Below are 23913 nucleotides of genomic sequence, written 5' to 3'. Positions count from 1 at the left end.
ATTCACCGCCCGGTGAGTGCTTTGCGGAGGCGATCTTCGCTCACTCGCCAGAACGTGTGCTGGGCGCCGTCGACCAGGACGACGGGGATCTGTTCCCAGTACTGGTCGTGGAGTTGGGGATCCTGGTTGATGTCCTTCACCTCCCACGGAACCCCTAGTTCGGCACAGACCTTCTCGACGACGATCTGTGCGTCATCACACAGATGACAGTCGGGCTTTCCGATGAGAGTGACCAGCCGGTCCTGGGGGGACTTGGCTGCGCCACGACGAAAGAGGGGGCTCATGTCAGCCATTCTCGCGCGCCGCCACGCGGACGCCCGGCCGCTGTTCAAGCACGCTGTTTAACTGCGCAGTCGCGGAGAGTTCACAACCTTCAAACCTCTCGACTCCGGAAGCACCGAACAAACTGGCTATGCTCACGGTCATGGCCGCTCTTGGATGGCTCACTCCCCGTAGGCGTTCCGCCACGGCGCGGAGCGTGTTGGCTGGCGAGGCTTCGGCGGAGGCAGCGCGCAAGTCGTCGCAGGAAGCGACGGAGGTCTCCGACGCCGAGCCGGAGTTCCCGGTACTCGGCGACGAGCAGGCCGCCGCCTTCTTCGACCTGGACAACACCGTGATGCAAGGCGCCGCCCTCTTCCACTTCGGGCGGGGCCTGTACAAGCGGAAGTTCTTCGAGACACGCGACCTCGCCAAGTTCGCCTGGCAGCAGGCGTGGTTCAGGCTGGCCGGCGTCGAGGACCCCGAGCACATGCAGGAGGCCCGCGACTCGGCCCTCTCCATCGTGAAGGGCCACCGCGTCGCCGAGCTCCAGTCGATCGGCGAGGAGATCTACGACGAGTACATGGCCGAGCGCATCTGGCCCGGCACACGAGCTCTCGCCCAGGCCCACCTGGACGCGGGCCAGAAGGTATGGCTGGTCACAGCCGCCCCGGTGGAGATCGCCACGGTGATCGCCCGCCGCCTCGGCCTGACAGGCGCGCTGGGCACGGTGGCGGAATCCGTGGACGGCGTCTACACGGGCCAACTGGTCGGCGAGCCCCTGCACGGCCCGGCCAAGGCGGAGGCGGTCCGCGCACTGGCCGCCGCGGAGGGCCTGGACCTCTCCCGCTGCGCGGCGTACAGCGACTCGCACAACGACATCCCCATGCTCTCCCTCGTCGGCCACCCCTACGCCATCAACCCCGACACCAAGCTCCGCAAACACGCCCGCAAGCTGGACTGGCGCCTACGCGACTACCGCACGGGCCGAAAGGCAGCCAAGGTCGGCATCCCCGCGGCCGCGGGGGTCGGGGCGGTGGCCGGCGGCACAGCAGCGGCAATCGCCCTGCACCGCCGCCGCCGGTAGACCTGCGGAGCGCCCCCCGGCAGAGGACTTCACCTCACGACCGCCGACGACCACTCTCGACGCCGGTCCAGGCACTTCCAGCCCGTCCGGCGTTTGAGGACGAGGCCCTTCGGGCCGATGGCGGGGGTCCAGGGGGCGGCAGCCCCCTGGCGGGGTCGAAGGGGCAGAGCCCCTTCAAGGGATGGGACGGGTAGGGGCGGCGGGGGCGAGAAAAGCTCACATAGGCGCCGAGTTGACCACGCCCGGCCGCACAAGCCAATCCGCACCCCCTACCCCCACAACCCCCTGTCCAGTCCCCTTGGCTGCACACGACCACAACACGCCCCGGAGACAGCCCGAACACGGACGAATTCGATCAACAAGCGATCACTCTCCGGCACTTGACCGGCCGCCAAACGGTTATAGAAGAGACGCAATCGATGATTTGAGCAACTGGGCGTAGCAGTGCCTGCACGAAGCGTTATTCTCCTCAGACGCAAACCGGTGCCCCTCCGTCGCTACGACGGGTGAAAGGTCCCGCACTGCACGTGATGGAAGCTCTGCCTCTGGGAGTCCCGTGTACCCACACGTCGGGGTTGACGCCTCGGGCCTGGCTACGCTGCGCGCAACGGTCCAAGACCTGTTGCGCGGCTTCGTCCCCACCGCGTACGCCGTCCCTGCCCTCGCCCTCGCCGTAACCACCGCGCCCGTAGGCCCGTGCTACGCGCTTGCCGACGGCAGCGCCGCCGTCGGCAGACGGGGACGCTCGGCCGGTGCGGCAACCGCCCGTCGACCTGCCGCGGACAGCGACAGCGCTCGAATGATGGATCTCGTGGAACGCGCACAGGCCGGCGAGGCCGACGCGTTCGGAAGGCTCTACGACCAGTACAGCGACACCGTGTACCGCTACATCTACTACCGGGTCGGAGGAAAGGCCACCGCCGAGGACCTCACGAGCGAGACCTTTCTGCGGGCGCTCCGGCGCATCGGCACCTTCACCTGGCAGGGCCGCGACTTCGGCGCCTGGCTCGTCACCATCGCCCGCAACCTCGTCGCCGACCACTTCAAGTCCAGCCGCTTCCGGCTGGAGGTGACCACCGGCGAGATGCTCGACGCCAACGAGGTCGAGCGCTCCCCCGAGGACTCCGTCCTGGAGTCCCTCTCCAACGCCGCACTCCTCGACGCCGTACGGCGACTCAACCCGCAACAGCAGGAGTGCGTAACCCTCCGCTTCCTCCAGGGCCTCTCCGTCGCCGAGACCGCCCGCGTCATGGGCAAGAACGAGGGCGCCATCAAGACCCTCCAGTACCGCGCCGTCCGCACCCTGGCCCGGCTCCTCCCGGACGACGCACGCTGAGCACACCTCCACCGAACCGACACACTCCGCAACCATCAACTCACCCTCGGTGAAAGTCCGTTGACTTCGCGGTCCGTTCATCCTCCGTCCGTAACCCAAGTGCCAAGCCGCTCGTTGTGCGGGATGCAGGCTCCCTGTGGTCACTCCCTGGCCGACTTCGATCACTCGATCGTGTGGATTCGGTCAGGGCGTGCAACCCTCAGGACCCCCTGGGGAGTCGACCGTCATGACGAGAGGAGGTGCCGCCAGTGATCGCGAACGTATCGGCGCACCGGCGGGCGAACGCCTTCGCCCAGGCCCTGGAGGAGCTGTCCGACCGGGACTCGGCCGCCGAGCAGGCCGAGCAGCCCGATGGATCGGCACCGGCACCCACTGCTGCGGAACACACCGAGCAGGGGCGCCTGTTGGCCCTCACCACGAGTCTCGGCGAGCTGCCCAAGCCCGTACTCGACCCCGAGGTCAAGGTCGTCCAGCGAGCCCAGCTCGTGGCCGCCATGGAGGCCATGCTGCAGGAGGGCACCGCCGGGGGCGAGGCGGAACCCATCCTGCCCGAGCAACGTTCACAACGGGGACGGGGCGCGCATCGGGCCTCACCGCTCGGGAAGCTGCGACCGCATTCACGGCTCGCCAAGGGCCTCACCGCGGGCGGGCTCAGCGTCGGTGTCGCCGCGGGCGCCTTCGGCGGAGTCGCCGCCGCGAGTTCGGAGGCCCTTCCCGGTGACAATCTCTACGGCCTGAAGCGCGGCATAGAGGACTTCAAGCTCAACGTCCTGGCCGACGGCGACGACGAGCGCGGGCGAACATATCTCGACCAGGCCTCCACCCGGCTCAACGAGGCCCGGCGGCTGATGGAGCGTGGGCGGGGCGGACAGCTCGACCACGAGTCGCTCGGCGAGATCCGCCGCGCCCTGTCCGGCATGCGACACGACGCCTCGGAGGGGCACCGCCTGCTCCGCGAGGCGTACCAGCGCGACCCGAACTCCCTGGGGCCCATCCAGGCCCTCTCCGCCTTCTCCCGCTCGCACCGCGAGGCGTGGGGCAGCCTCCGCCAGCGGCTCCCCGTCCAGCTGGGGGACGTCGGTGAACAGGTGTCGTCGGTGCTCGACGCCATAGACGACGAGGTCGCCCCGCTGGAGTCACTCCTGCCACCGTCCCCGTCGAAGGGCGGCGACGGCAAGGGACGTGGCGGTTCCGGGTCGGCGTCCACCGGTACGTCCGGCTCCGACCGGTCGGCCCGCCCCAGCGCCGGCGGCAGCGGTTCCTCCGACGGCAACCGGTCCAGCAGCCCCAGCAAGTCGGCGGAGGGCTCCGCGAGCGAGGGCACAGGCCTGCTCGGCGGAAACACCGGCGGCCTGCTCGACCCACCGAAGGACACCAGCAGCACCGGCGCCTCACCGTCCACATCGACCCCGAGCACCGAGCCCGCCGTCACCCTCCCCCCGCTGCTCCCCGGCCTCCTGCCCGGCCTGGGCATCGAGGGCCAGGACGCGAACTAGCGTCCGCGGAGTCGGCCGTACGGCGATGGGGGCGCCCCTCTCAGGAGGGGCGCCCCCATCGCCATACCGTCAGAAGGCCGCACTGTCAGATGGCCGTACCGTCAGAAGAAGACCGACCGCCGCTGCACCAGCAACTTGGCCCCTCCTGCCTGCTGCCCTTGCACTGCTTCGCAGGCTGCGGACAGCTGCGCCGGACTCCGTCCGTCGGCTCCGAGCGACCGGCGCCGGGGGCTTGGCCGGCCTCCGCGTCAGAAGAAGACCGACCGCCGCTGCACCAGCAACTTGGCCCCTCCTACCTGCTGCCCTTGCACTGCTTCGCAGGCTGCGGACAGCTGCGCCGGACTCCGTCCGTCGGCTCCGAGCGACCGGCGCCGGGGGCTTGGCCGGCCTCCGCGTCAGAAGAAGACCGACCGCCGCTGCACCAGCAACTTGTACAGCGTGTGCTGAATCTGCTCCCTCACCTGATCCGTCAGGTTGAACATCAGCATCGGATCCTCAGCCGCCTCCGCCGGATAACCATCCGTGAGAATCGGCTCCCCGAACTGGATCGTCCACTTGGTCGGCAGAGGGATCGCGCCCAGCGGGCCCAGCCACGGGAACGTCGGCGTCAGCGGGAAGTACGGGAAGCCCAGCAGACGGGCCAGAGTCTTGGCGTTGCCGATCATCGGATAGATCTCCTCCGCGCCGACGATCGAGCACGGGATGATCGGGGTGCCCTGGCGCAGGGCCGTGGAGACGAAGCCGCCGCGGCCGAAGCGCTGGAGCTTGTAGCGCTCGCTGAAGGGCTTGCCGATGCCCTTGAAGCCCTCCGGCATCACGCCGACCAGCTCGCCCTGCCCCAGCAGGCGTTCGGCGTCCTCCGCGCATGCCAGGGTGTGGCCCAGCTTGCGGGCGAGTTCGTTGACCACGGGCAGCATGAAGACCAGGTCGGCCGCGAGGAGGCGCAGGTGCCGGCCCGCGGGATGGTGGTCGTGCACGGCGACCTGCATCATCAGGCCGTCCAGCGGCAGCGTCCCGGAGTGGTTGGCGACGATCAGCGCGCCGCCCTCGGACGGGATGTTCTCGACGCCCTTCACCTCGACCCGGAAGTAGTTCTCGTACACCGGGCGCAGCAGGGACATCAGGACCTGGTCGGTGAGCTCCTCGTCGTACCCGAAGTCGTCGACCTCGTAGTCCCCGGTGAGGCGGCGGCGCAGGAAGGCCAGGCCGCTCGCGATGCGCCGCTCCAGGCCGCTGTCGTCCTGGGGCTTCCGGGGCGGCTGTTCCTCACGTGTCACAGGAACATCATCCTGCGCGAAGGACCGTCCGGGGAGGGGCTGGACCTCACCTACCAGCGCGGATTCACCGCTCTTACGCCGGTTCCCCGCACTCCGGCGCCGCTGCGGCCGCTGCACGGCGCTCCCACGGGACCGGTCGTCGTCGAACGGAATGACCTTGGCGTCCGCCATCGTTGATGCGCTCCTCAGTTGGCGCTCTGCGTCGGAAGGTGGCCGCCACCCACGGCGGGCAGCGCGGCGATCCGGTCGACGGCCCCCGCGAGGGCCTCCGGCGGCAGGAGTCCGGGACCGCGGCTCTTCGCGAAGTCCGCGAACGTCTCCGCCGTCGTGTACTTCGGCTTGAATCCGAGCGTCTCTCGCATCTGGTCCGTCGACACCACCCGGCCGTGCGTGAGCAGCCGGATCTGCTCGGGTGAGAAGTCCGACATGCCCAGCGTACGCACCAGAGAGCCCGCCCAGGTCACCGCGGGAAGCAGAAGCGGCACGGTGGGGCGGCCGAGGCGCCGGGAGCACTGCGAGAGCAGCAGGACGCCGTCGCCGGCGATGTTGAAGGTGCCGCTGTTGAGCGTGCCCCGCTCCGGCTCGTGCGAGCCGATCCGCAGCACCTCGATCACGTCGTCCTCGTGCACGAACTGCAGCCGAGGGTCGTAGCCGAAGACGGTCGGCAGGACGGGCAACGAGAAGTACGAGGCGAGCGGAGTGTCCGCGGTCGGCCCGAGGATGTTGGCGAACCGCAGCACACACACGGCGACGTCCGGCCGGCGCCGCGCGAACCCGCGCACATACCCCTCGACCTCGACCGCGTCCTTGGCGAAGCCGCCGCTGGGCAGCGACTTGGGCGGCGTGGTCTCCGTGAAGACGGCCGGGTCGCGGGGCGCGGACCCGTAGACGTTCGTGCTGGACTTGACCACCAGCCGCTTGACGTTGGGGGACTTCTGGCAGGCGCCGAGCAGCTGCATGGTCCCGATGACGTTGGTTTCCTTGACCGTGGTCCGGCTGCCACTGCCGAGCGCGGTTCCGGTCACGTCCATGTGTACGACGGTGTCGGCGCCGGTCTCGGCCAGCACCCGCGCGATGGTGGGCTGCCGGATGTCGGCCTGGATGAAGTCGGCACCGCCCAGATGATGCTCGGGCGGAACCGCGTCCACGGCGACCACCCGGTCCACCTGTGGGTCACGCTGGATCCGTCGTACGAACCGGCCCCCCAGTTGACGGGCCACTCCGGTCACGAGCACGACCTTGCCCAAGATCAGCGCCTTCCTTCCAGCACTCGTACCCCTGCCGAGTTCCCCGTGTGCGGCCAACTTAGCGGTTCGGCGTTGCGCTGTGATGACCGCCCAATGCATGAAGTGACGAGATTTCCCCGCGTACCACCAGACGGCTCAGACATCGGTCCAGGCGTACGCACGGAGTTCGGCCCTTCGCACATGACCTCGATACACGTGTGGCCCCCCACCGGATCTCGGATCTGGTGGGGGGCCACAAAGCACGCCACTTTCGCGGCGCGCCGCGCTTACTTCTTGTTGCGACGCTGAACGCGCGTGCGCTTGAGCAGCTTGCGGTGCTTCTTCTTCGCCATCCGCTTGCGCCGCTTCTTGATAACAGAGCCCACGACTACCCTCGCTCACTTCTCATCACTCGGTGTTTGGGCGCCATGGGCCCACACGACCTACGAGGGGCTAGCCTACCCGCCCGAGCGCTGAGGTCGTAATCGAGGAGAGAAGGGGGAATCCTGAACAGCCCTGAGGATCCCCCCTCACCCACTGCCGTCAGGCGGTTTCCACCCCCACGTAGCTCTCGCGGAGGTATTCGTGAACCGCTTGCTCCGGGACGCGGAACGACCGCCCCACCCGGATCGCGGGCAGATGACCGCTGTGCACCAGCCGGTACACGGTCATCTTCGACACTCGCATCACCGAGGCGACTTCCGCCACGGTAAGGAACTGAACCTCGTTCAGAGGCCTCTCGCCAGCTGCAGCCATGACACACCTGAACCTTCCGCACTCGACGGCCACCGGCTTCCCCTTCCGGTGACTCTTCGTCGCTGCGTGCTCACTCCCCAGACTAGGGGCGGGTGATGCGAGTGGGGAAGAGGTGCAGCCATCGGCGACCTACTGTGACAGACACGCTCGATTGAGTACGTAGCGGGTAAGCGGCCGGTAGTAATCAGACCGCACAGCGTCATCAAGTGGAACGACGGCGGACACGGTCCCCTCGGCCTCCCCCACAAAGAGCGCGGGGTCATTCGTATCGGCCAGCCCAATGGCCTCAAACCCCAGCTGACCTGCCCCGCAGACCCAACCGTGATCCCCGATCACCAGCTCCGGCAACGGCCCCCCGGCCTCCGCCGCGCCGGCCAGCGCGATACGAACCGGGAGCGGTGAATGCGTGTGTGCGCCGGTCTCACGCCCGGTGCACGGAACGCCGGCTTCCCGCACCAACGCGACTCCTCGTACGTAGTCAAGGTTGTACGTGCGTAGGCCGAACCGGGTCGTTATGTCGACACAGCGACCATGCGCGGGGGTGAGAACGGCACATCCCGCCGCCGACAACGCGTCCGCCAAGGCGGCGTAGAAGCCGAGCAGTCGATGCGGATGCCCGGTCCCGAGCAACACGGGCGCCCTGCGCTGCGCGACCTCACCGACGCGATCGGCGAAGGCGTCCAGCCCGCTCAAAGTCCGCGCCGGATCGATCACATCCAGCCCAGACACACACGCCGGATCGGCCGAAACCCCACACCTGTCGGCCATCAACTCGATCAGATCCCGCCGCCCCCAAGCCCACTCAGGATCGAGCCCGATGAGCACCCGAGGGTCCCGAGCCGCAAAGAGCCGATAACTCCTGAGACTCGCCTCCCGCGAAGTAGCCACAACCCCGGCAAGCCGAGCGGCCAGGAGATGCGCACGGAGAGCTCCGCTACTCAACACGAGACCGATGGTGACGGACAGGCCCGCAGGGGGGCGCGGGAACGGGGAAACACCGCACCGTTGGGCTAACGGGGGTTGCGCGTGCGCTCACTCGTCGGCACCGGCCCTGGCCATCTCCAGCCCATCCGGCGAGTGAGGACGAGGCCATCGCCATACCTAGCCCCCACCCACCCGCGGGGAGCTCGCCCTCACGGGCGGAGGCGCCCACCCCTCAGCGCCGCCCCAGGCACTTCCAGCCCGTCCGACACCTGAGGGCCAGGCCATCGCCATCCCCTAGCCCCCACCCACCCGCGGGGAGCTCGCCCTCACGGGCGGAGGCGCCCCCCCTCGGCGCCGGCCAGGCATCTCCAGCCCGTCCGGCGTTTGAGGACGAGGCCTTTCGGGCCGAAGCGGGGGTCCAGGGGGCGGCAGCCCCCTGGCGGGGTCGAAGGGGCGGAGCCCCTTCAAGGGATGGGACGGGTAGGGGCGGCGGGGGCGAGAACCCCTCGGCGGCCCACCTACGCCAACAACCCCCGCAACGGAAACACCGCCCTCCGCGTAGCCAACACTGCCTGATCCAACCGATCCGCAGGGTCATACCCCGCATCCCACCCGGCCCACGAAATCGGCCACCGCCCATCAGTCATCCGCGCCGGCCCCAACTGCCGAGTCCGCGCAAAGACTTCCTGCCGCCACCCCTCCGGAATCATCGCCTCAGGCTCAACCGCCCGCCCCGCAGCAATCCCCACCAGATGCGTCCACGACCGCGGCACCACCTCCACCACGGCATATCCACCCCCACCCAACGCCACCCACTTCCCGTCGGAGTACTCGTGCGCCAGGTCATGACAGGCCATCTGCACAGCCCGCTGCGCATCCAACGAGACGGCAAGATGCGCCAGCGGATCCTCAAAGTGCGTATCGGCCCCATGCTGCGTCACCAACACCTGCGGCCGAAAGTCAGCGATCAGCTCCGGCACCACGGCATGAAACGCCCGCAACCACCCCGCATCCCCGGTCCCGGCCGGCAACGCCACATTCACGGCCGTACCCTCCGCGGCCTCCGCCCCGGTCTCCTCCGGCCACCCGGTCTGCGGGAACAACGTACGAGGATGCTCGTGCAACGAGATCGTCAGCACCCGCGGGTCCTCCCAGAACGCCGCCTGCACCCCATCCCCGTGATGCACGTCCACATCGATATAGGCGACCCGCTCGGCCCCCAGCTCCAACAGCCGAGCAATGGCCAGCGAGGCATCGTTGTAGATACAGAACCCCGAGGCACTCCCCGGCATCGCATGGTGCAGCCCACCCGCGAAGTTCACCGCATGCAGCGCCTCCCCCCGCCACACGGCCTCCGCGGCCCCCACCGACTGCCCCGCGATCAGCGCGGACACCTCATGCATCCCCGCGAAGGCCGGATCGTCCATCGTCCCGATCCCATACGACTGGTCCGCCGCCGCCGGATCCGCAGAAGCGGCCTTCACGGCCTCGATGTAGTCCTGCCGATGAACCAGCCGCAGGGTCGACTCGCCGGCCGGCTGCGCCGCGACGACGTCCACGTCCTTGTCCAGCCCGAAGGCATCGACGAGTCTCCTGGTCAGGGCGAGCCGGACCGGGTCCATCGGATGGTCCCGACCGAAGTCATAGCCCGTTACTGCCTCGTCCCACATCAGCTGTGCGCGGCCGCTCATGCCCGTCACCGTATCGGTCCGGTTGAGCGGCGAACGAACGGGCGTACACAAGCGTCACCAGCACCAACACCATCGGCACAAGCATCGCCCCGCGGTAGCTCCACGCATCGCCCAGCGCACCCACCAGGGGCGAACCGATCAAAAACCCCACGTAATTGAACACATTGAGCCGCGCAATGGCCGCATCCGAAGCCCCCGGCCCGTACTTCTCGGAAGCAAGCCGCCCTGCCGCCGCGAACGTCTGCGGCACCAGCACACACAGCCCCAGCCCGAGCAGCGTGAACCCCAACATCCCGACCCACGCCCCCGGCGCACCCGCGACCACCGCGAACCCGCCGGCCGCCACCAACGCCCCCATCCGCACGACCGCCACAGCCCCGAACTTCCGCACCCCGAAGTCCCCGATGGCCCGCCCCAGCAGCGTGGTCACCATGTAGACGTTGTACGGCACGGTCGCCAGCTGCTCCGAACTCCCCAGCACGTCCTGCAGATACTTCGCACTCCAGTTGGAGACGGTCGAGTCCCCGATGTACGCGAAGGTCATCACCAGACACAGCGGCAGCAAGACCTTGAAGGCGACAGCCCCCGTCTCGCCCCCCTCCTGGGCCCCCACCTCGGCACCGACGCCACTTCGGACGCCACCGTCGACGTACCACCGACTCCCCACCAGCACAGCCGGCAGCAACACCACCACAACCGGCAGATACGACACGACCAGCGCCAGATCCCAGTGCGCCCCCACCCAGGCAAGCGAGGCCCCCACGATCCCGCCCAGGCTGTACACCGCATGAAAGCTGAGCATGATGCTCCGCCCGTACGACCGCTGCAGGCTCACCCCGAGCATGTTCATCGAGGCATCAAGCACCCCCACGGCCAGCCCGAACACGGCAAGCGCGAGCCCGAGCCCGATCATCCGCTCGCCCGCCCCGACCCCGAGCAGCGCCAGGAGCACGACAGGCTGGGACCACCGCAGCAACCGGCTCGGCGGTATCCGCTTCACCAGCCGCTCGGTCGTCACGCTCCCGACGCCGGCCAGGATCGGCACGGCGGCGAGGAACGCGGGCAGCAGCGCGTCGGAAACCCCGTACCGGTCCTGAATGGCCGGAATCCGGGTCACAAGCAGGGCAAAGGCGACACCCTGAGCAAAGAAGCTGAAGGCCAACGAGGCCCTACCGCGCCGCAGCACATCCGTCATGGCGGCGAGCGTAAGGCCCCGGGATACCCGTGGGTAGATCCAGCCAAAGATGAATTTCCCTCAAGTTCAGTGGACGCCACGCTCGGCAGCAGACCCAAGCAGGTCGACCAACTCCCCCATGCCGGCGAAGAGTCGACTCGCTCCCGCCAACTTCCCGGCAGGAGTCATCGCCGTGAACCCGTACACGTCCATCCCCGCCGCCACGGCCGCCTGCACCCCCAGCGGGCTGTCCTCGACAACGACACACCGCTCCGGTACGACCCCCATGCGCTCGGCCGCGTACAGAAACAGATCCGGCGCCGGCTTCCCCCGCCCCACATCCTCCGAACTGAAAACCCGCCCGTCATCGAAGAACCGCTCAAGCCCTGTCGCCCGATGCCCGACCCGAATCCGCTCATGACTCCCGGACGACGCCACGCAGTACGGCACCTGATCCCCGGCAAGCTCCTCGAGTACGTCGGCGACGCCGGTCACCGCCTTCAACTCCCGCTCGAACGCGGCGAACACACGCGCATGGAAGACGTCGTCAAAGTCCTCGGGAAGCCGCCGCCCCGTCCGCTCCGACACCACCTCATGCACCCGATGCATCGCCGAGCCCATGTAGTCCCGTATGGACTCCTCGTACGAGGTCGGATGCCCGAGCTCGGTGAGATACGCGGCGAGCAGCCGGTTGGAAATGGGCTCGCTGTCGACGAGCACACCGTCGTTGTCGAAGATGACGAGGTCATAGCGCATGCCTACGACCCTAAGGGCTTGCCGGGAAACAAGTCGTGGCTTCCGGCTGTGGGACGCGTTGTTCTGGTATGGGGAGACCGGAGGGGATCGAGGCAGTCCTGGCTGCGAAGTTCCAGGTGTTGTTGCCGCATTTGGACGAGCGCCAGCGTCGGCTGGCCATAGGGGCGGAAGCTCTGTCGCTGGGGCATGGTGGGATCAGGCTCGTCGCTGCCGCGGCTGGGGTTCGGGAGGGCACGGTCTCGCGCGGAGCGGCTGAACTGGAGTCTGGTCAGGCTCTGTTGGGACGGATCCGTCGTCCGGGTGGGGGCCGGAAGAAGGCTGTGGACCTTGATCCGGGGCTGCGGCCGGCGCTGCTTGGGCTGGTCGAGCCCGACGAGCGGGGCGACCCGATGTCGCCGCTGCGGTGGACGACGAAGTCGACCCGGAAGCTGGCAGCGGAGCTGACCCGGCGGGGCCACCGGGTCTCCGCCGACACGGTCGCCGGTCTGCTGCGGGAGGAAGGCTTCAGTCTGCAGGCCAACGCCAAGACCATCGAGGGTGCTCAGCACCCTGACAGGGACGCGCAGTTCCGCTACCTCAATGAGCAGGCACGAGACCACGGGGACGCTGGTGACCCGGTGATCAGCGTGGACAGCAAGAAGAAGGAGCTGATCGGCGACTACAAGAACGCCGGGCACGAATGGCGGCCTGCAGGGCATCCCGTGAGGGTCAAGACGCACGACTTTCCCGGCCAGGCCGAGAAGGCGATTCCGTACGGGATCTATGACATGGCGGCGAACACCGGCTGGGTCAGCATCGGCACTGATCACGACACCGCGGCGTTCGCCGTCGCCTCGATCCGGCGCTGGTGGCAGGCCCGCGGCCGGCACGACTACCCCCGCGCCCGCCGACTGCTGATCACCGCCGACGGCGGGGGCTCCAACGGCTACCGCACCCGCGGCTGGAAGACCCAGCTCGCCGGCCTCGCTGCCGAGACCGGCCTTGAGATCACGGTGTGTCATCTTCCGCCCGGCACCCAATGCCGTTGTTTGACTACTGAATCATCGTGGGCTGCAGCGTGATGGCCTTGGCAGGTACCCGGCGTGCTGGTGCACGTTGCTGGTCCTTGGGCCGGTAGGAGTACAGCGAGTTGGGGCGTTTGAGAAACCTGTCGGCCTCGCGTAGACGCCGGGTGCCATTGTCGAGTTTCCGGCACACCTTCGCGGACAGCAGGGCCAGGCACTTCCCGATCTTTGCGGGAGTATCGGCGCACTGGCGGATCACGCTGCGTCGCGCGTGCTTGAGGACCTTGACGAACGAGATGCGGTCCGGGTCGATGCCGTGACCGTCGGCGAGCCGCATGATGATGCCGGTCAGGCAGTAGTGGACGATCAGGTGTGCCCATACTTCCTGGCGCACCAGTGCCGGGTCGGCCGACCGCAGTACTTCCTGCCGGCCGCGCTGGAAGGTCTTGAGCTGGCGGTATGAAGATTCCGCCTCCCACCTCTCGTGATACAGGGCCGCGAGTTCGTCCGCGGGGTAGGTGTCTGTGTCGAAGAGATCGGTCAGGAGCCGGATCACCTCGCCGCCGTCGACGCGGTACTCGATCACACGGACCAGTACGCCGCCCGGGTGCGCGCCTTTCTGCCCGCCGAGGTTCATCCGCGCCAGGTAAGTGCCGTCGGGCAGGCGCTGCACCGGACGACGCGCGACGCAGGAGCGCGCCCGCAGCAGAAGGTGTGCACCGGCGGTGGTGTATGCCTTCCACAGTTCCACTCCGGGAAAGCCCCGGTCCATGATCACGAGCATTCCGTCGGCCGAAGCAGCCATGGCGACGGCCAGGTCGCGTTCGCCGCCGTTGAAGCCGCCCACCCGTGCGTCGATGGCGGCGTGGGTGCCGGTCTCGGTCAGTGTCACGACCCGGACCTGCGGAAATCCTCCTGGTTTTCCGCGCGAGTCCTTCGGGCCGCCGAAGGCGTGCCGGTTGGCCTCGTTGTCCGGCACGTCCAGCAGGAACCCGTCCACCGCGGCAAGACGCATCCCCCGCCAGAAGGATCCCGCCAGCCCGGGCGGGGCCAGCGGCCCGGCCAGTCTCCGGAACAGCATCTCCAGCACCTCAGGCCCCAGACGCTCCCGGGCACGGGTGAACGACGCCCTGTTCGGGATGTGTTCGCCCATCCCGGCGATCGCGCCCGTCAGGTTCTCCGCGACATCGTCATAGGAGTCCTGATGGAACAGGGCCAGGGCCAGCGTGAAGTACACCGTGAAGCCAGCCGGCAGAGCACCCGGCCGCCGGTCCCGCTTGCGGCACCCGCCCAGCACCTCGTCCACCAGCGCTGGCGTCACCCACCGCGTCAGCAGCCCCAGCCGTACCCGATCAGACAGCCCCACCCACGGATGACCCATGCCTGACCCATGCCCGGCCACGAGCACCACCCCACGGTCTCACCGGACACCCCCGCCAACTCCACCATTCAAACAACGGCATTGGCCCGGCACCTCGAAGTGGAACAAGATCGAACACCGGCTGTTCTCCCACATCACCATGAACTGGCGCGGCAGACCTCTGACCAGCCATGAAGTCATGCTCCAGACCATCGCCGCGACCACCAGCCGCACTGGCCTCACCGTCCATGCCGAACTAGACATCGGTGAGTACCCCACCGGCATCCGCGTCAGCGACGACGAGATCGCTGCCCTGCCCATCACTCGCCATCGCTTCCACGGCGACTGGAACTACACCCTGCACCCCCAGCGTCCGGTGGACGCGGCGACCACCGGCAGCACACCGGACGAGGGGCTGGCGGACAGACCGACTCGCCTCACGCGGCGTTCGCTCCAGGACCCGGAACTGACCGGGATGACCCGCCGGCAGCTCAGCGAGCTCATCGACTCGTTGATCCCAGCGATGGAGGTTCAACGCGAGCAAGTGCTTCGCACACGTCGAGGCCACGAGCGCCTGGTGGCCCCTGGTGCAGGTGCCAAAGCCAAGCTCACCTCAGCCGACCGGGTCCTGGTCACCGTGCTCCACCTGCGAAAACTCGCGACCATGGACCTCTTGGGCCAGCTCTTCGACACCACCGCCATGACCATCAGCCGCGCAGTGAAAGACGTCCGCCCGCTCCTGGAAGCTCATGGTGTTCATCTCCCCGCATCAACAGCCCGTTTCCGCACACGGGAAGACGTCGCCAGGTTCCTCGACCCCGACAAATCCAAGATCAAACCGACGTGTTGATTCCCGGCAAGCCCTAAGAGCTTGTAACACGATCTTGTTGGTGGCATTGGTGAGGTACGGAGTGCCGGTCGGATGCGGCTGGGATGATTGCGGGCATGACATTGGACTGGTCCCGTCTGAAGCACGCCTATGGATCCGCGTCCGACCTGCCACGGCTCTTTGACGAGATCGGTAATCCCGAGCTGGCTGACGAGGCGTGGGAGGAGCTGTGGGCTTCTCTCTACCACCAGGGGTCGGTGTATCCAGCCAGCTTTGCCGCCCTGCCCGTTCTTACAGACATCGCTACCGGTCGCAAACCGGGCGGTCGCTGGCCGGCCCTTGGGCTGGCTGGCCGCATCGTCGTCCACGAGCAACAGCTTCACGAGCCCGGTTACGTCCAGACGCGCTACCCGGCTGCGATCAACGAGCTGCACCAGTTGACCCAGAACGTCGTGATGACAAGGCCTTTCGAGGGCGATGTAGACGACTTTCTGTACTGGCTGGAGCACCTCCTGGCATTTGAGGGCGTACCCGTATGGAGGCACAGCCTGCGCCGCGAGGAACACCCCGTGGTGTGCCCCTCTTGCACATCGAGCTTGGAGATCGACCTCTCCCACAAGCCCCCAGGCACTCGCCGGCGGGACCCGAACGCGCGCTTTCGGGTTGTCGGCCGCGAGGGACCCATACTCACCGGGATCCGCCCGGCAGCCCCCACGGACCTGCCGCCTCTGGCGTCTCGGCTGCACGGTGTGGCCGTCAGAGCCGGGCAGCCGGCAACCGCAGAGCATCTGCCCCACCTGTTTGGATCCACGACGTGCCCCGACTGTGCTTCAGACTTCTCGGTGCAGGACCAGGTCGCAGCCTTCCAGGCATAGCAGTCCAGGAGCGCGTAAAAGGATCACGCGTGGGCCTTCTTGAGTCGTCTCCAGCAGATGAGGCTGGAAGCCAACGGGACGAAGGCGTCGTGGAGTTCGGTTCGGCGTTCCCAGCGGACGGCGAGGCGCTTGAACTGGTGGAGTAGAGCGAAGGTCTGCTCGACGACGTAGCGGAGTTTGCCCAGTCCCGTGATGTTCGGGGCGCCCTTGCGGGAGATGACCGGCAGGATCCGCCGCTTACGCAGCTCACGCCGGTTGAGGTTGGCGTCGTAGCCTTTGTCACCGAGAAGTGCGTCGGGGCGGCGCCGCGGACGGCCCATCCGTCCGGCCACAGGCGGAATGCCGTCCACGCACGCGCGGGTCCAGTCGAGTTCGCCGGCCGCGTTGAGTGCGGCGAGCAGGATGCGGTGCAGCTGCTCGAAGACTCCAGCCTTCTGCCAGCGGTCAGGCGTCGCCAGCAGGTCTGTCCGGAGCCGAACCCCAGCTCCGGGGGCAAGAGTTGCCAGGCTAGGTCGTTGTGGAGCACGTACAAGATGCCTTGCAGACACAGCCGGTCCGCTACCGGCTGCGGGCCCGGCGCCTTCTCCGGCCATGGCGGCAGCAGCGGCCCGATCAGCGCTCACAACTCGTCGTCCACGACCCACGGCCGAGTACTCACACCTTCTTGAACGGCCGAATCGTCACTTCGGTCACGCCGGACCAGGGCACGGCACAAAATCGTGTTACGAGTTCTAATGGCGCGGAAACGCAGAAAGCCCCCGGACCGGTATCCCCGGCCGGGGGCTTTCTTCAAAATTTGTTCGGCGGCGTCCTACTCTCCCACAGGGTCCCCCCTGCAGTACCATCGGCGCTGTAAGGCTTAGCTTCCGGGTTCGGAATGTAACCGGGCGTTTCCCTCACGCTATAACCACCGAAACACTATGAAACTGTCAGCCGCACCACGCCGTGACCAGGCATGGGGCTGTTCGTGGTTTCAGAACCAACACAGTGGACGCGAGCAACTGAGGACAAGCCCTCGGCCTATTAGTACCGGTCACCTCCACACGTTACCGTGCTTCCAGATCCGGCCTATCAACCCAGTCGTCTACTGGGAGCCTTACCCCATCAAGTGGGTGGGAGTCCTCATCTCGAAGCAGGCTTCCCGCTTAGATGCTTTCAGCGGTTATCCCTCCCGAACGTAGCCAACCAGCCATGCCCTTGGCAGAACAACTGGCACACCAGAGGTTCGTCCGTCCCGGTCCTCTCGTACTAGGGACAGCCCTTCTCAAGACTCCTACGCGCACAGCGGATAGGGACCGAACTGTCTCACGACGTTCTAAACCCAGCTCGCGTACCGCTTTAATGGGCGAACAGCCCAACCCTTGGGACCGACTCCAGCCCCAGGATGCGACGAGCCGACATCGAGGTGCCAAACCATCCCGTCGATATGGACTCTTGGGGAAGATCAGCCTGTTATCCCCGGGGTACCTTTTATCCGTTGAGCGACGGCGCTTCCACAAGCCACCGCCGGATCACTAGTCCCGACTTTCGTCCCTGCTCGACCCGTCGGTCTCACAGTCAAGCTCCCTTGTGCACTTACACTCAACACCTGATTGCCAACCAGGCTGAGGGAACCTTTGGGCGCCTCCGTTACTCTTTAGGAGGCAACCGCCCCAGTTAAACTACCCATCAGACACTGTCCCTGATCCGGATCACGGACCCAGGTTAGACATCCAGCACGACCAGAGTGGTATTTCAACGACGACTCCACGAACACTGGCGTGCCCGCTTCAAAGTCTCCCACCTATCCTACACAAGCCGAACCGAACACCAATATCAAACTGTAGTAAAGGTCCCGGGGTCTTTCCGTCCTGCTGCGCGAAACGAGCATCTTTACTCGTAGTGCAATTTCACCGGGCCTATGGTTGAGACAGTCGAGAAGTCGTTACGCCATTCGTGCAGGTCGGAACTTACCCGACAAGGAATTTCGCTACCTTAGGATGGTTATAGTTACCACCGCCGTTTACTGGCGCTTAAGTTCTCAGCTTCGCCACCCCGAAGAGTGACTAACCGGTCCCCTTAACGTTCCAGCACCGGGCAGGCGTCAGTCCGTATACATCGCCTTACGGCTTCGCACGGACCTGTGTTTTTAGTAAACAGTCGCTTCTCGCTGGTCTCTGCGGCCACCCCCAGCTCGAGGAGCAAGTCCTCTCACCAGACGTGGCCCCCCTTCTCCCGAAGTTACGGGGGCATTTTGCCGAGTTCCTTAACCATAGTTCACCCGAACGCCTCGGTATTCTCTACCTGACCACCTGAGTCGGTTTAGGGTACGGGCCGCCATGAAACTCGCTAGAGGCTTTTCTCGACAGCATAGGATCATCCACTTCACCACAATCGGCTCGGCATCAGGTCTCAGACTATGTGCCAGGCGGATTTACCTACCTGACGTCCTACACCCTTACCCCGGGACAACCACCGCCCGGGATGGACTACCTTCCTGCGTCACCCCATCACTCACCTACTGCAAGTCTGGTTCGTCGGCTCCACCACTCCCCTTTGCCCGAAGGCTCCAGGGCGGCTTCACGGACTTAGCATCGCCTGGTTCAATGTTTGACGCTTCACAGCGGGTACCGGAATATCAACCGGTTATCCATCGACTACGCCTGTCGGCCTCGCCTTAGGTCCCGACTTACCCTGGGCAGATCAGCTTGACCCAGGAACCCTTAGTCAATCGGCGCACACGTTTCTCACGTGTGAATCGCTACTCATGCCTGCATTCTCACTCGTGAACCGTCCACCACTGCCTTCCGGCGCGGCTTCACCCGGCACACGACGCTCCCCTACCCATCACAGCAGGCGTTGGCCCTATATGCTGCAATGACACGACTTCGGCGGTACGCTTGAGCCCCGCTACATTGTCGGCGCGGAATCACTAGACCAGTGAGCTATTACGCACTCTTTCAAGGGTGGCTGCTTCTAAGCCAACCTCCTGGTTGTCTCTGCGACTCCACATCCTTTCCCACTTAGCGTACGCTTAGGGGCCTTAGTCGATGCTCTGGGCTGTTTCCCTCTCGACCATGGAGCTTATCCCCCACAGTCTCACTGCCGCGCTCTCACTTACCGGCATTCGGAGTTTGGCTAAGGTCAGTAACCCGGTAGGGCCCATCGCCTATCCAGTGCTCTACCTCCGGCAAGAAACACACGACGCTGCACCTAAATGCATTTCGGGGAGAACCAGCTATCACGGAGTTTGATTGGCCTTTCACCCCTAACCACAGGTCATCCCCCAGGTTTTCAACCCTGGTGGGTTCGGTCCTCCACGAAGTCTTACCTCCGCTTCAACCTGCCCATGGCTAGATCACTCCGCTTCGGGTCTTGAGCGCGCTACTATACCGCCCTATTCGGACTCGCTTTCGCTACGGCTTCCCCACACGGGTTAACCTCGCAACACACCGCAAACTCGCAGGCTCATTCTTCAAAAGGCACGCAGTCACGAGACACCAGCAAGCTGATGTCCGACGCTCCCACGGCTTGTAGGCACACGGTTTCAGGTACTATTTCACTCCCCTCCCGGGGTACTTTTCACCATTCCCTCACGGTACTATCCGCTATCGGTCACCAGGGAATATTTAGGCTTAGCGGGTGGTCCCGCCAGATTCACACGGGATTTCTCGGGCCCCGTGCTACTTGGGTGTCTCTCAAACGAGCCGCTGACGTTTCGACTACGGGGGTCTTACCCTCTACGCCGGACCTTTCGCATGTCCTTCGTCTACATCAACGGTTTCTGACTCGCCTCACAGCCGGCAGACTGTGAAAGAGAGATCCCACAACCCCGTACACGCAACCCCTGCCGGGTCTCACACGTATACGGTTTAGCCTCATCCGGTTTCGCTCGCCACTACTCCCGGAATCACGGTTGTTTTCTCTTCCTGCGGGTACTGAGATGTTTCACTTCCCCGCGTTCCCTCCACATACCCTATGTGTTCAGGTATGGGTGACAGCCCATGACGACTGCCGGGTTTCCCCATTCGGAAACCCCCGGATCAAAGCCTGGTTGACGACTCCCCGGGGACTATCGTGGCCTCCCACGTCCTTCATCGGTTCCTGGTGCCAAGGCATCCACCGTGCGCCCTTAAAAACTTGGCCACAGATGCTCGCGTCCACTGTGCAGTTCTCAAACAACGACCAGCCACCCATCACCCCCGGTACAAACCGGAGTTCACTGGGGCCGGCTTCCGAAGCACAACCTCACGGCCGTTACTTCAGACACCCAACAGCGTGCCCGACACGATCAGTTGATGAGCTTCGCGTTCCACGCCGAAGCAGTACTAACGCTCTCATCCATACTGAACCGTGCCGAATAATCAACGTTCCACCCATGAGCAACCAGCATCAGACATTCGCCGATGTACTGGCCTCTGGACTGCCGAGGCAGCCTAGAAGTGCTCCTTAGAAAGGAGGTGATCCAGCCGCACCTTCCGGTACGGCTACCTTGTTACGACTTCGTCCCAATCGCCAGTCCCACCTTCGACAGCTCCCTCCCACAAGGGGTTGGGCCACCGGCTTCGGGTGTTACCGACTTTCGTGACGTGACGGGCGGTGTGTACAAGGCCCGGGAACGTATTCACCGCAGCAATGCTGATCTGCGATTACTAGCAACTCCGACTTCATGGGGTCGAGTTGCAGACCCCAATCCGAACTGAGACCGGCTTTTTGAGATTCGCTCCACCTCGCGGTATCGCAGCTCATTGTACCGGCCATTGTAGCACGTGTGCAGCCCAAGACATAAGGGGCATGATGACTTGACGTCGTCCCCACCTTCCTCCGAGTTGACCCCGGCGGTCTCCTGTGAGTCCCCATCACCCCGAAGGGCATGCTGGCAACACAGGACAAGGGTTGCGCTCGTTGCGGGACTTAACCCAACATCTCACGACACGAGCTGACGACAGCCATGCACCACCTGTACACCGACCACAAGGGGGCGCCTGTCTCCAGACGTTTCCGGTGTATGTCAAGCCTTGGTAAGGTTCTTCGCGTTGCGTCGAATTAAGCCACATGCTCCGCTGCTTGTGCGGGCCCCCGTCAATTCCTTTGAGTTTTAGCCTTGCGGCCGTACTCCCCAGGCGGGGAACTTAATGCGTTAGCTGCGGCACCGACGACGTGGAATGTCGCCAACACCTAGTTCCCACCGTTTACGGCGTGGACTACCAGGGTATCTAATCCTGTTCGCTCCCCACGCTTTCGCTCCTCAGCGTCAGTAATGGCCCAGAGATCCGCCTTCGCCACCGGTGTTCCTCCTGATATCTGCGCATTTCACCGCTACACCAGGAATTCCGATCTCCCCTACCACACTCTAGCTAGCCCGTATCGAATGCAGACCCGGGGTTAAGCCCCGGGCTTTCACACCCGACGTGACAAGCCGCCTACGAGCTCTTTACGCCCAATAATTCCGGACAACGCTTGCGCCCTACGTATTACCGCGGCTGCTGGCACGTAGTTAGCCGGCGCTTCTTCTGCAGGTACCGTCACTTTCGCTTCTTCCCTGCTGAAAGAGGTTTACAACCCGAAGGCCGTCATCCCTCACGCGGCGTCGCTGCATCAGGCTTTCGCCCATTGTGCAATATTCCCCACTGCTGCCTCCCGTAGGAGTCTGGGCCGTGTCTCAGTCCCAGTGTGGCCGGTCGCCCTCTCAGGCCGGCTACCCGTCGTCGCCTTGGTAAGCCATTACCTCACCAACAAGCTGATAGGCCGCGGGCTCATCCTTCACCGCCGGAGCTTTCGACCCTCACAGATGCCTGCGAGAGTGATATCCGGTATTAGACCCCGTTTCCAGGGCTTGTCCCAGAGTGAAGGGCAGATTGCCCACGTGTTACTCACCCGTTCGCCACTAATCCCCACCGAAGTGGTTCATCGTTCGACTTGCATGTGTTAAGCACGCCGCCAGCGTTCGTCCTGAGCCAGGATCAAACTCTCCGTGAATGTTTTCCCGTAATCGGGATGAACACCACGAGAGCGGAACAGCCAGGCGGAATAAGCCCGGCCGTTCACAGCGTCCTCGCTGTGTTTTTTCAAAGGAACCTCGCCCCAGCAGATGCTGGAGACGGGGTATCAACATATCTGGCGTTGATTTTTGGCACGCTGTTGAGTTCTCAAGGAACGGACGCTTCCTTTGTACTCACCCTCTCGGGCTTTCCTCCGGGCGCTTCCCTTCGGTCTTGCGTTTCCGACTCTATCAGATCTTTTTCCGATCCGATTTCCTCGGCGCTTTCCAGGTTTCCGCTTTCGCGTTTCCCTTTCCGGCGGTCCCGACTCTATCAGATCCTTTCGGGCCTGACCCCCAGTCAGCGGGGCTTGTCTTCGCGGCTGTTGGGCCGTTCCGACGAGTGAGACTTTAGCGGATTCCCTGCTCCCGAGCTAATCGGGGGCTGCGTTCTCTCGAACGCGGATTCCTCATTCCGTAAATACGCATGCCAATGAAACGACGGCAGACAGATCGACTGTCGTCGAATGGTGGTTGGTACTTGCGGAGTGGCTGTCCGGGGACCGACCGAGGTCGGCGCTCACGTCGGACAACTCGGAGAACAGTACGGACCGGGCCGGGGCGTGTCAACTTCACTCCGGGCGGCACGCTCGGGGCGTAGTCTGGGTCGCATGACGACGCGTACGTGCACCCAGCTGTGGTGGGCCGCCTGACGGCGGCCGTAGTCACGTATGCACTCAACGGCCGCCGCCTCGGCGGCCGTTCTCGTATCTCCCTCCAGAGCTCCTGAGGGTCGGCCGTCCGGGACGGCGGTCTCGACCAGGAGGTAGAGAGATGACGCGGGTCTTCAGTGGGGTCAAGCCGACGGGGCATCTGACGCTGGGGAACTACCTGGGAGCCATGCGGCGGTGGGCTGCCGTCGATCAGCACCAGGCCGACGCGCTGTTCTGCATCGTCGATCTGCACGCGCTGACCGTGGATCATGATCCGGCGCGGGTGCGTCGGCTCAGTCGGCAGGCGGCGACGTTGCTGCTGGCGGCGGGGCTTGATCCGGAGCTGTGCACCGTGTTCGTACAGAGTCATGTGGATGAGCACGCGCGGCTGTCGTATGTGCTGGAGTGCGTGGCCACGGACGGCGAGATGCGGCGGATGATCCAGTACAAGGAGAAGGCCGCGCGGGAGCGGGAGCGGGGCGGGAGTGTGCGGCTGTCGCTGCTGACGTACCCCGTGCTGATGGCGGCGGACATCCTTGCGTACGGGACCGATGAGGTGCCGGTCGGGGACGACCAGACGCAGCATGTGGAACTCGCGCGGGATCTCGCGGTGCGGTTCAACCAGCGGTACGGGCACACGTTCGTGGTGCCTCGGGCCACGCCTCCGCAGGTCGCGGCCCGGGTCATGAACTTGCAGGATCCTGCCTCGAAGATGGGCAAGAGCGACGACTCCGGACCGGGGATCGTCTATCTGCTCGACGAGCCGGATGTGGTGCGGAAGAAGGTCATGCGGGCCGTGACCGACAGCGGGCGGGAGGTCGTGTACGACCGGGCCGCGCAGCCGGGGGTGGCGAATCTGCTGGAGATCCTGGCTGCCTGTACGGGTGGGAACCCATCGGAGCTGAGCGGTGTATATGAATCGTACGGCGCTTTGAAATCAGCCACCGCGGAGGCCGTGGTCGAGGTTCTCAGGCCCGTGCAGGAGAGGCACAGGGAGCTGTGCGCGGATCCTGGCTATGTGGAGGGGGTGCTGCGGGATGGTGCGGAGAGGGCTCGGGCGATGGCCCGGCCGACCGTGGATGCCGCGTATCGGGCGATCGGGTTGCTGCCGGCGGCTGCGCCTGCGGATATCGCGGTGACTGCTTAGCGGGGTGCGCCGGCCCGCCCCCTGAGGCAGGGGGCGGGCGGGGCG

At 65.5% G+C, this 23913-nt stretch carries 16 protein-coding genes, 3 rRNA genes and 3 pseudogenes; 8 read left to right on the top strand and 14 right to left on the bottom strand.

From position 1 onward, the window contains the following. Nucleotides 1-2 precede the first annotated feature (2 nt). Nucleotides 3-293, bottom strand: a complete 291-nt coding sequence (locus ABIE67_RS26850) for a glutaredoxin family protein (protein WP_370262359.1) — start codon at nucleotides 291-293, stop codon at nucleotides 3-5. Nucleotides 294-424: 131 nt separating this feature from the next. Here ABIE67_RS26850 and ABIE67_RS26845 point away from each other — a divergent pair, with 131 nt between their 5' ends. From ABIE67_RS26845 to ABIE67_RS26835, 3 genes are all read left to right on the top strand, one after another. Next, a complete protein-coding gene (locus ABIE67_RS26845; protein WP_370262355.1) occupies nucleotides 425-1345 on the top strand; it encodes an HAD family hydrolase in 921 nt (306 codons plus the stop codon). 556 nt (nucleotides 1346-1901) lie between these two features. After that, nucleotides 1902-2681, top strand: a complete 780-nt coding sequence (locus ABIE67_RS26840) for an ECF subfamily RNA polymerase sigma factor, BldN family (protein WP_370262351.1) — start codon at nucleotides 1902-1904, stop codon at nucleotides 2679-2681. A gap of 248 nt (nucleotides 2682-2929) precedes the next feature. After that, nucleotides 2930-4177, top strand: coding sequence for a DUF5667 domain-containing protein (locus ABIE67_RS26835; RefSeq protein ID WP_370262346.1), 1248 nt, complete (start codon nucleotides 2930-2932; stop codon nucleotides 4175-4177). 395 nt (nucleotides 4178-4572) lie between these two features. Here ABIE67_RS26835 and ABIE67_RS26830 read toward each other — a convergent pair whose 3' ends face one another. The 8 genes from ABIE67_RS26830 to ABIE67_RS26795 all read right to left on the bottom strand — a co-directional run bounded on the left by ABIE67_RS26830 (nucleotide 4573) and on the right by ABIE67_RS26795 (nucleotide 11981). Then, the gene (locus ABIE67_RS26830) at nucleotides 4573-5625 is read right to left on the bottom strand and encodes a lysophospholipid acyltransferase family protein (protein ID WP_370262341.1); all 1053 of its coding nucleotides are present in this window, start codon (nucleotides 5623-5625) and stop codon (nucleotides 4573-4575) included. Between the two features lie 14 nt (nucleotides 5626-5639). Beyond that, complete coding sequence (locus ABIE67_RS26825; RefSeq protein WP_370262337.1) at nucleotides 5640-6701, bottom strand: NAD-dependent epimerase/dehydratase family protein; 1062 nt, start codon at nucleotides 6699-6701, stop codon at nucleotides 5640-5642. A gap of 266 nt (nucleotides 6702-6967) precedes the next feature. Next, complete coding sequence (locus ABIE67_RS26820) at nucleotides 6968-7066, bottom strand: 30S ribosomal protein bS22 (RefSeq protein ID WP_003948845.1); 99 nt, start codon at nucleotides 7064-7066, stop codon at nucleotides 6968-6970. Nucleotides 7067-7223: 157 nt separating this feature from the next. Further along, nucleotides 7224-7436 carry a helix-turn-helix domain-containing protein gene (locus tag ABIE67_RS26815; protein WP_004984898.1) on the bottom strand — a complete coding sequence of 71 codons (213 nt, stop codon included), beginning with the start codon at nucleotides 7434-7436 and terminating at the stop codon, nucleotides 7224-7226. 129 nt (nucleotides 7437-7565) lie between these two features. Then, entirely contained in the window at nucleotides 7566-8381 is an 816-nt protein-coding gene (locus tag ABIE67_RS26810) for a phosphatase (RefSeq protein ID WP_370262329.1), read from the bottom strand. Between the two features lie 497 nt (nucleotides 8382-8878). Then, nucleotides 8879-10051, bottom strand: a complete 1173-nt coding sequence (locus ABIE67_RS26805; RefSeq protein WP_370262324.1) for an acetoin utilization protein AcuC — start codon at nucleotides 10049-10051, stop codon at nucleotides 8879-8881. Then, nucleotides 10002-11246: an MFS transporter gene (locus ABIE67_RS26800; RefSeq protein WP_370262320.1), complete on the bottom strand. Its 1245-nt coding sequence runs from the start codon at nucleotides 11244-11246 to the stop codon at nucleotides 10002-10004. The genes ABIE67_RS26805 and ABIE67_RS26800 overlap by 50 nt, the downstream gene beginning before the upstream one ends. Nucleotides 11247-11312: 66 nt before the next feature. Continuing rightward, the gene (locus tag ABIE67_RS26795) at nucleotides 11313-11981 is read right to left on the bottom strand and encodes an HAD family hydrolase (RefSeq protein WP_370262315.1); all 669 of its coding nucleotides are present in this window, start codon (nucleotides 11979-11981) and stop codon (nucleotides 11313-11315) included. Nucleotides 11982-12049: 68 nt separating this feature from the next. On the opposite strand from ABIE67_RS26795, the pseudogene ABIE67_RS26790 reads away from it, so the two are divergent. After that, a pseudogene (locus ABIE67_RS26790) lies at nucleotides 12050-12997 on the top strand (ISAzo13 family transposase); the annotation flags it as partial. A 16-nt stretch (nucleotides 12998-13013) separates the two neighbouring features. Here ABIE67_RS26790 and ABIE67_RS26785 read toward each other — a convergent pair. Continuing rightward, nucleotides 13014-14351 (bottom strand): IS4 family transposase, encoded by a 1338-nt coding sequence (locus ABIE67_RS26785; protein WP_370254502.1) that lies wholly within the window; start codon nucleotides 14349-14351, stop codon nucleotides 13014-13016. Between the two features lie 100 nt (nucleotides 14352-14451). Between ABIE67_RS26785 and ABIE67_RS26780 the strand changes: the two are divergent. From ABIE67_RS26780 to ABIE67_RS26770, 3 genes and pseudogenes are all read left to right on the top strand, one after another. Next, nucleotides 14452-14716, top strand: a pseudogene (locus ABIE67_RS26780) (ISAzo13 family transposase); the annotation flags it as partial. A 104-nt stretch (nucleotides 14717-14820) separates the two neighbouring features. Further along, nucleotides 14821-15195: a transposase family protein gene (locus tag ABIE67_RS26775; RefSeq protein WP_370268259.1), complete on the top strand. Its 375-nt coding sequence runs from the start codon at nucleotides 14821-14823 to the stop codon at nucleotides 15193-15195. A 95-nt stretch (nucleotides 15196-15290) separates the two neighbouring features. Continuing rightward, complete coding sequence (locus ABIE67_RS26770) at nucleotides 15291-16049, top strand: hypothetical protein (protein WP_370262311.1); 759 nt, start codon at nucleotides 15291-15293, stop codon at nucleotides 16047-16049. A gap of 23 nt (nucleotides 16050-16072) precedes the next feature. On the opposite strand, the pseudogene ABIE67_RS26765 reads toward ABIE67_RS26770, so the two are convergent. The 4 genes and pseudogenes from ABIE67_RS26765 to ABIE67_RS26750 all read right to left on the bottom strand — a co-directional run bounded on the left by ABIE67_RS26765 (nucleotide 16073) and on the right by ABIE67_RS26750 (nucleotide 22007). Continuing rightward, a pseudogene (locus ABIE67_RS26765) lies at nucleotides 16073-16665 on the bottom strand (transposase). A 182-nt stretch (nucleotides 16666-16847) separates the two neighbouring features. Continuing rightward, nucleotides 16848-16964, bottom strand: a 5S ribosomal RNA gene (gene rrf / locus ABIE67_RS26760). 88 nt (nucleotides 16965-17052) lie between these two features. Then, nucleotides 17053-20174 (bottom strand): 23S ribosomal RNA (locus tag ABIE67_RS26755). A gap of 307 nt (nucleotides 20175-20481) precedes the next feature. After that, a 16S ribosomal RNA gene (locus tag ABIE67_RS26750) occupies nucleotides 20482-22007 on the bottom strand. The 16S, 23S and 5S rRNA genes sit together here, the layout of an rRNA operon. Before the next feature lie 835 nt (nucleotides 22008-22842). Here ABIE67_RS26750 and trpS point away from each other — a divergent pair. Then, nucleotides 22843-23868: a tryptophan--tRNA ligase gene (gene trpS, locus ABIE67_RS26745; RefSeq protein WP_370262306.1), complete on the top strand. Its 1026-nt coding sequence runs from the start codon at nucleotides 22843-22845 to the stop codon at nucleotides 23866-23868. Nucleotides 23869-23913: the final 45 nt, after the last annotated feature.

The sequence above is a fragment of the Streptomyces sp. V4I8 genome, from assembly GCF_041261225.1.
Lineage (GTDB): Bacteria > Actinomycetota > Actinomycetes > Streptomycetales > Streptomycetaceae > Streptomyces.
Note: the sequence above shows the minus strand (reverse complement) of the source record. Positions and strands in the feature narration are given on the sequence as shown.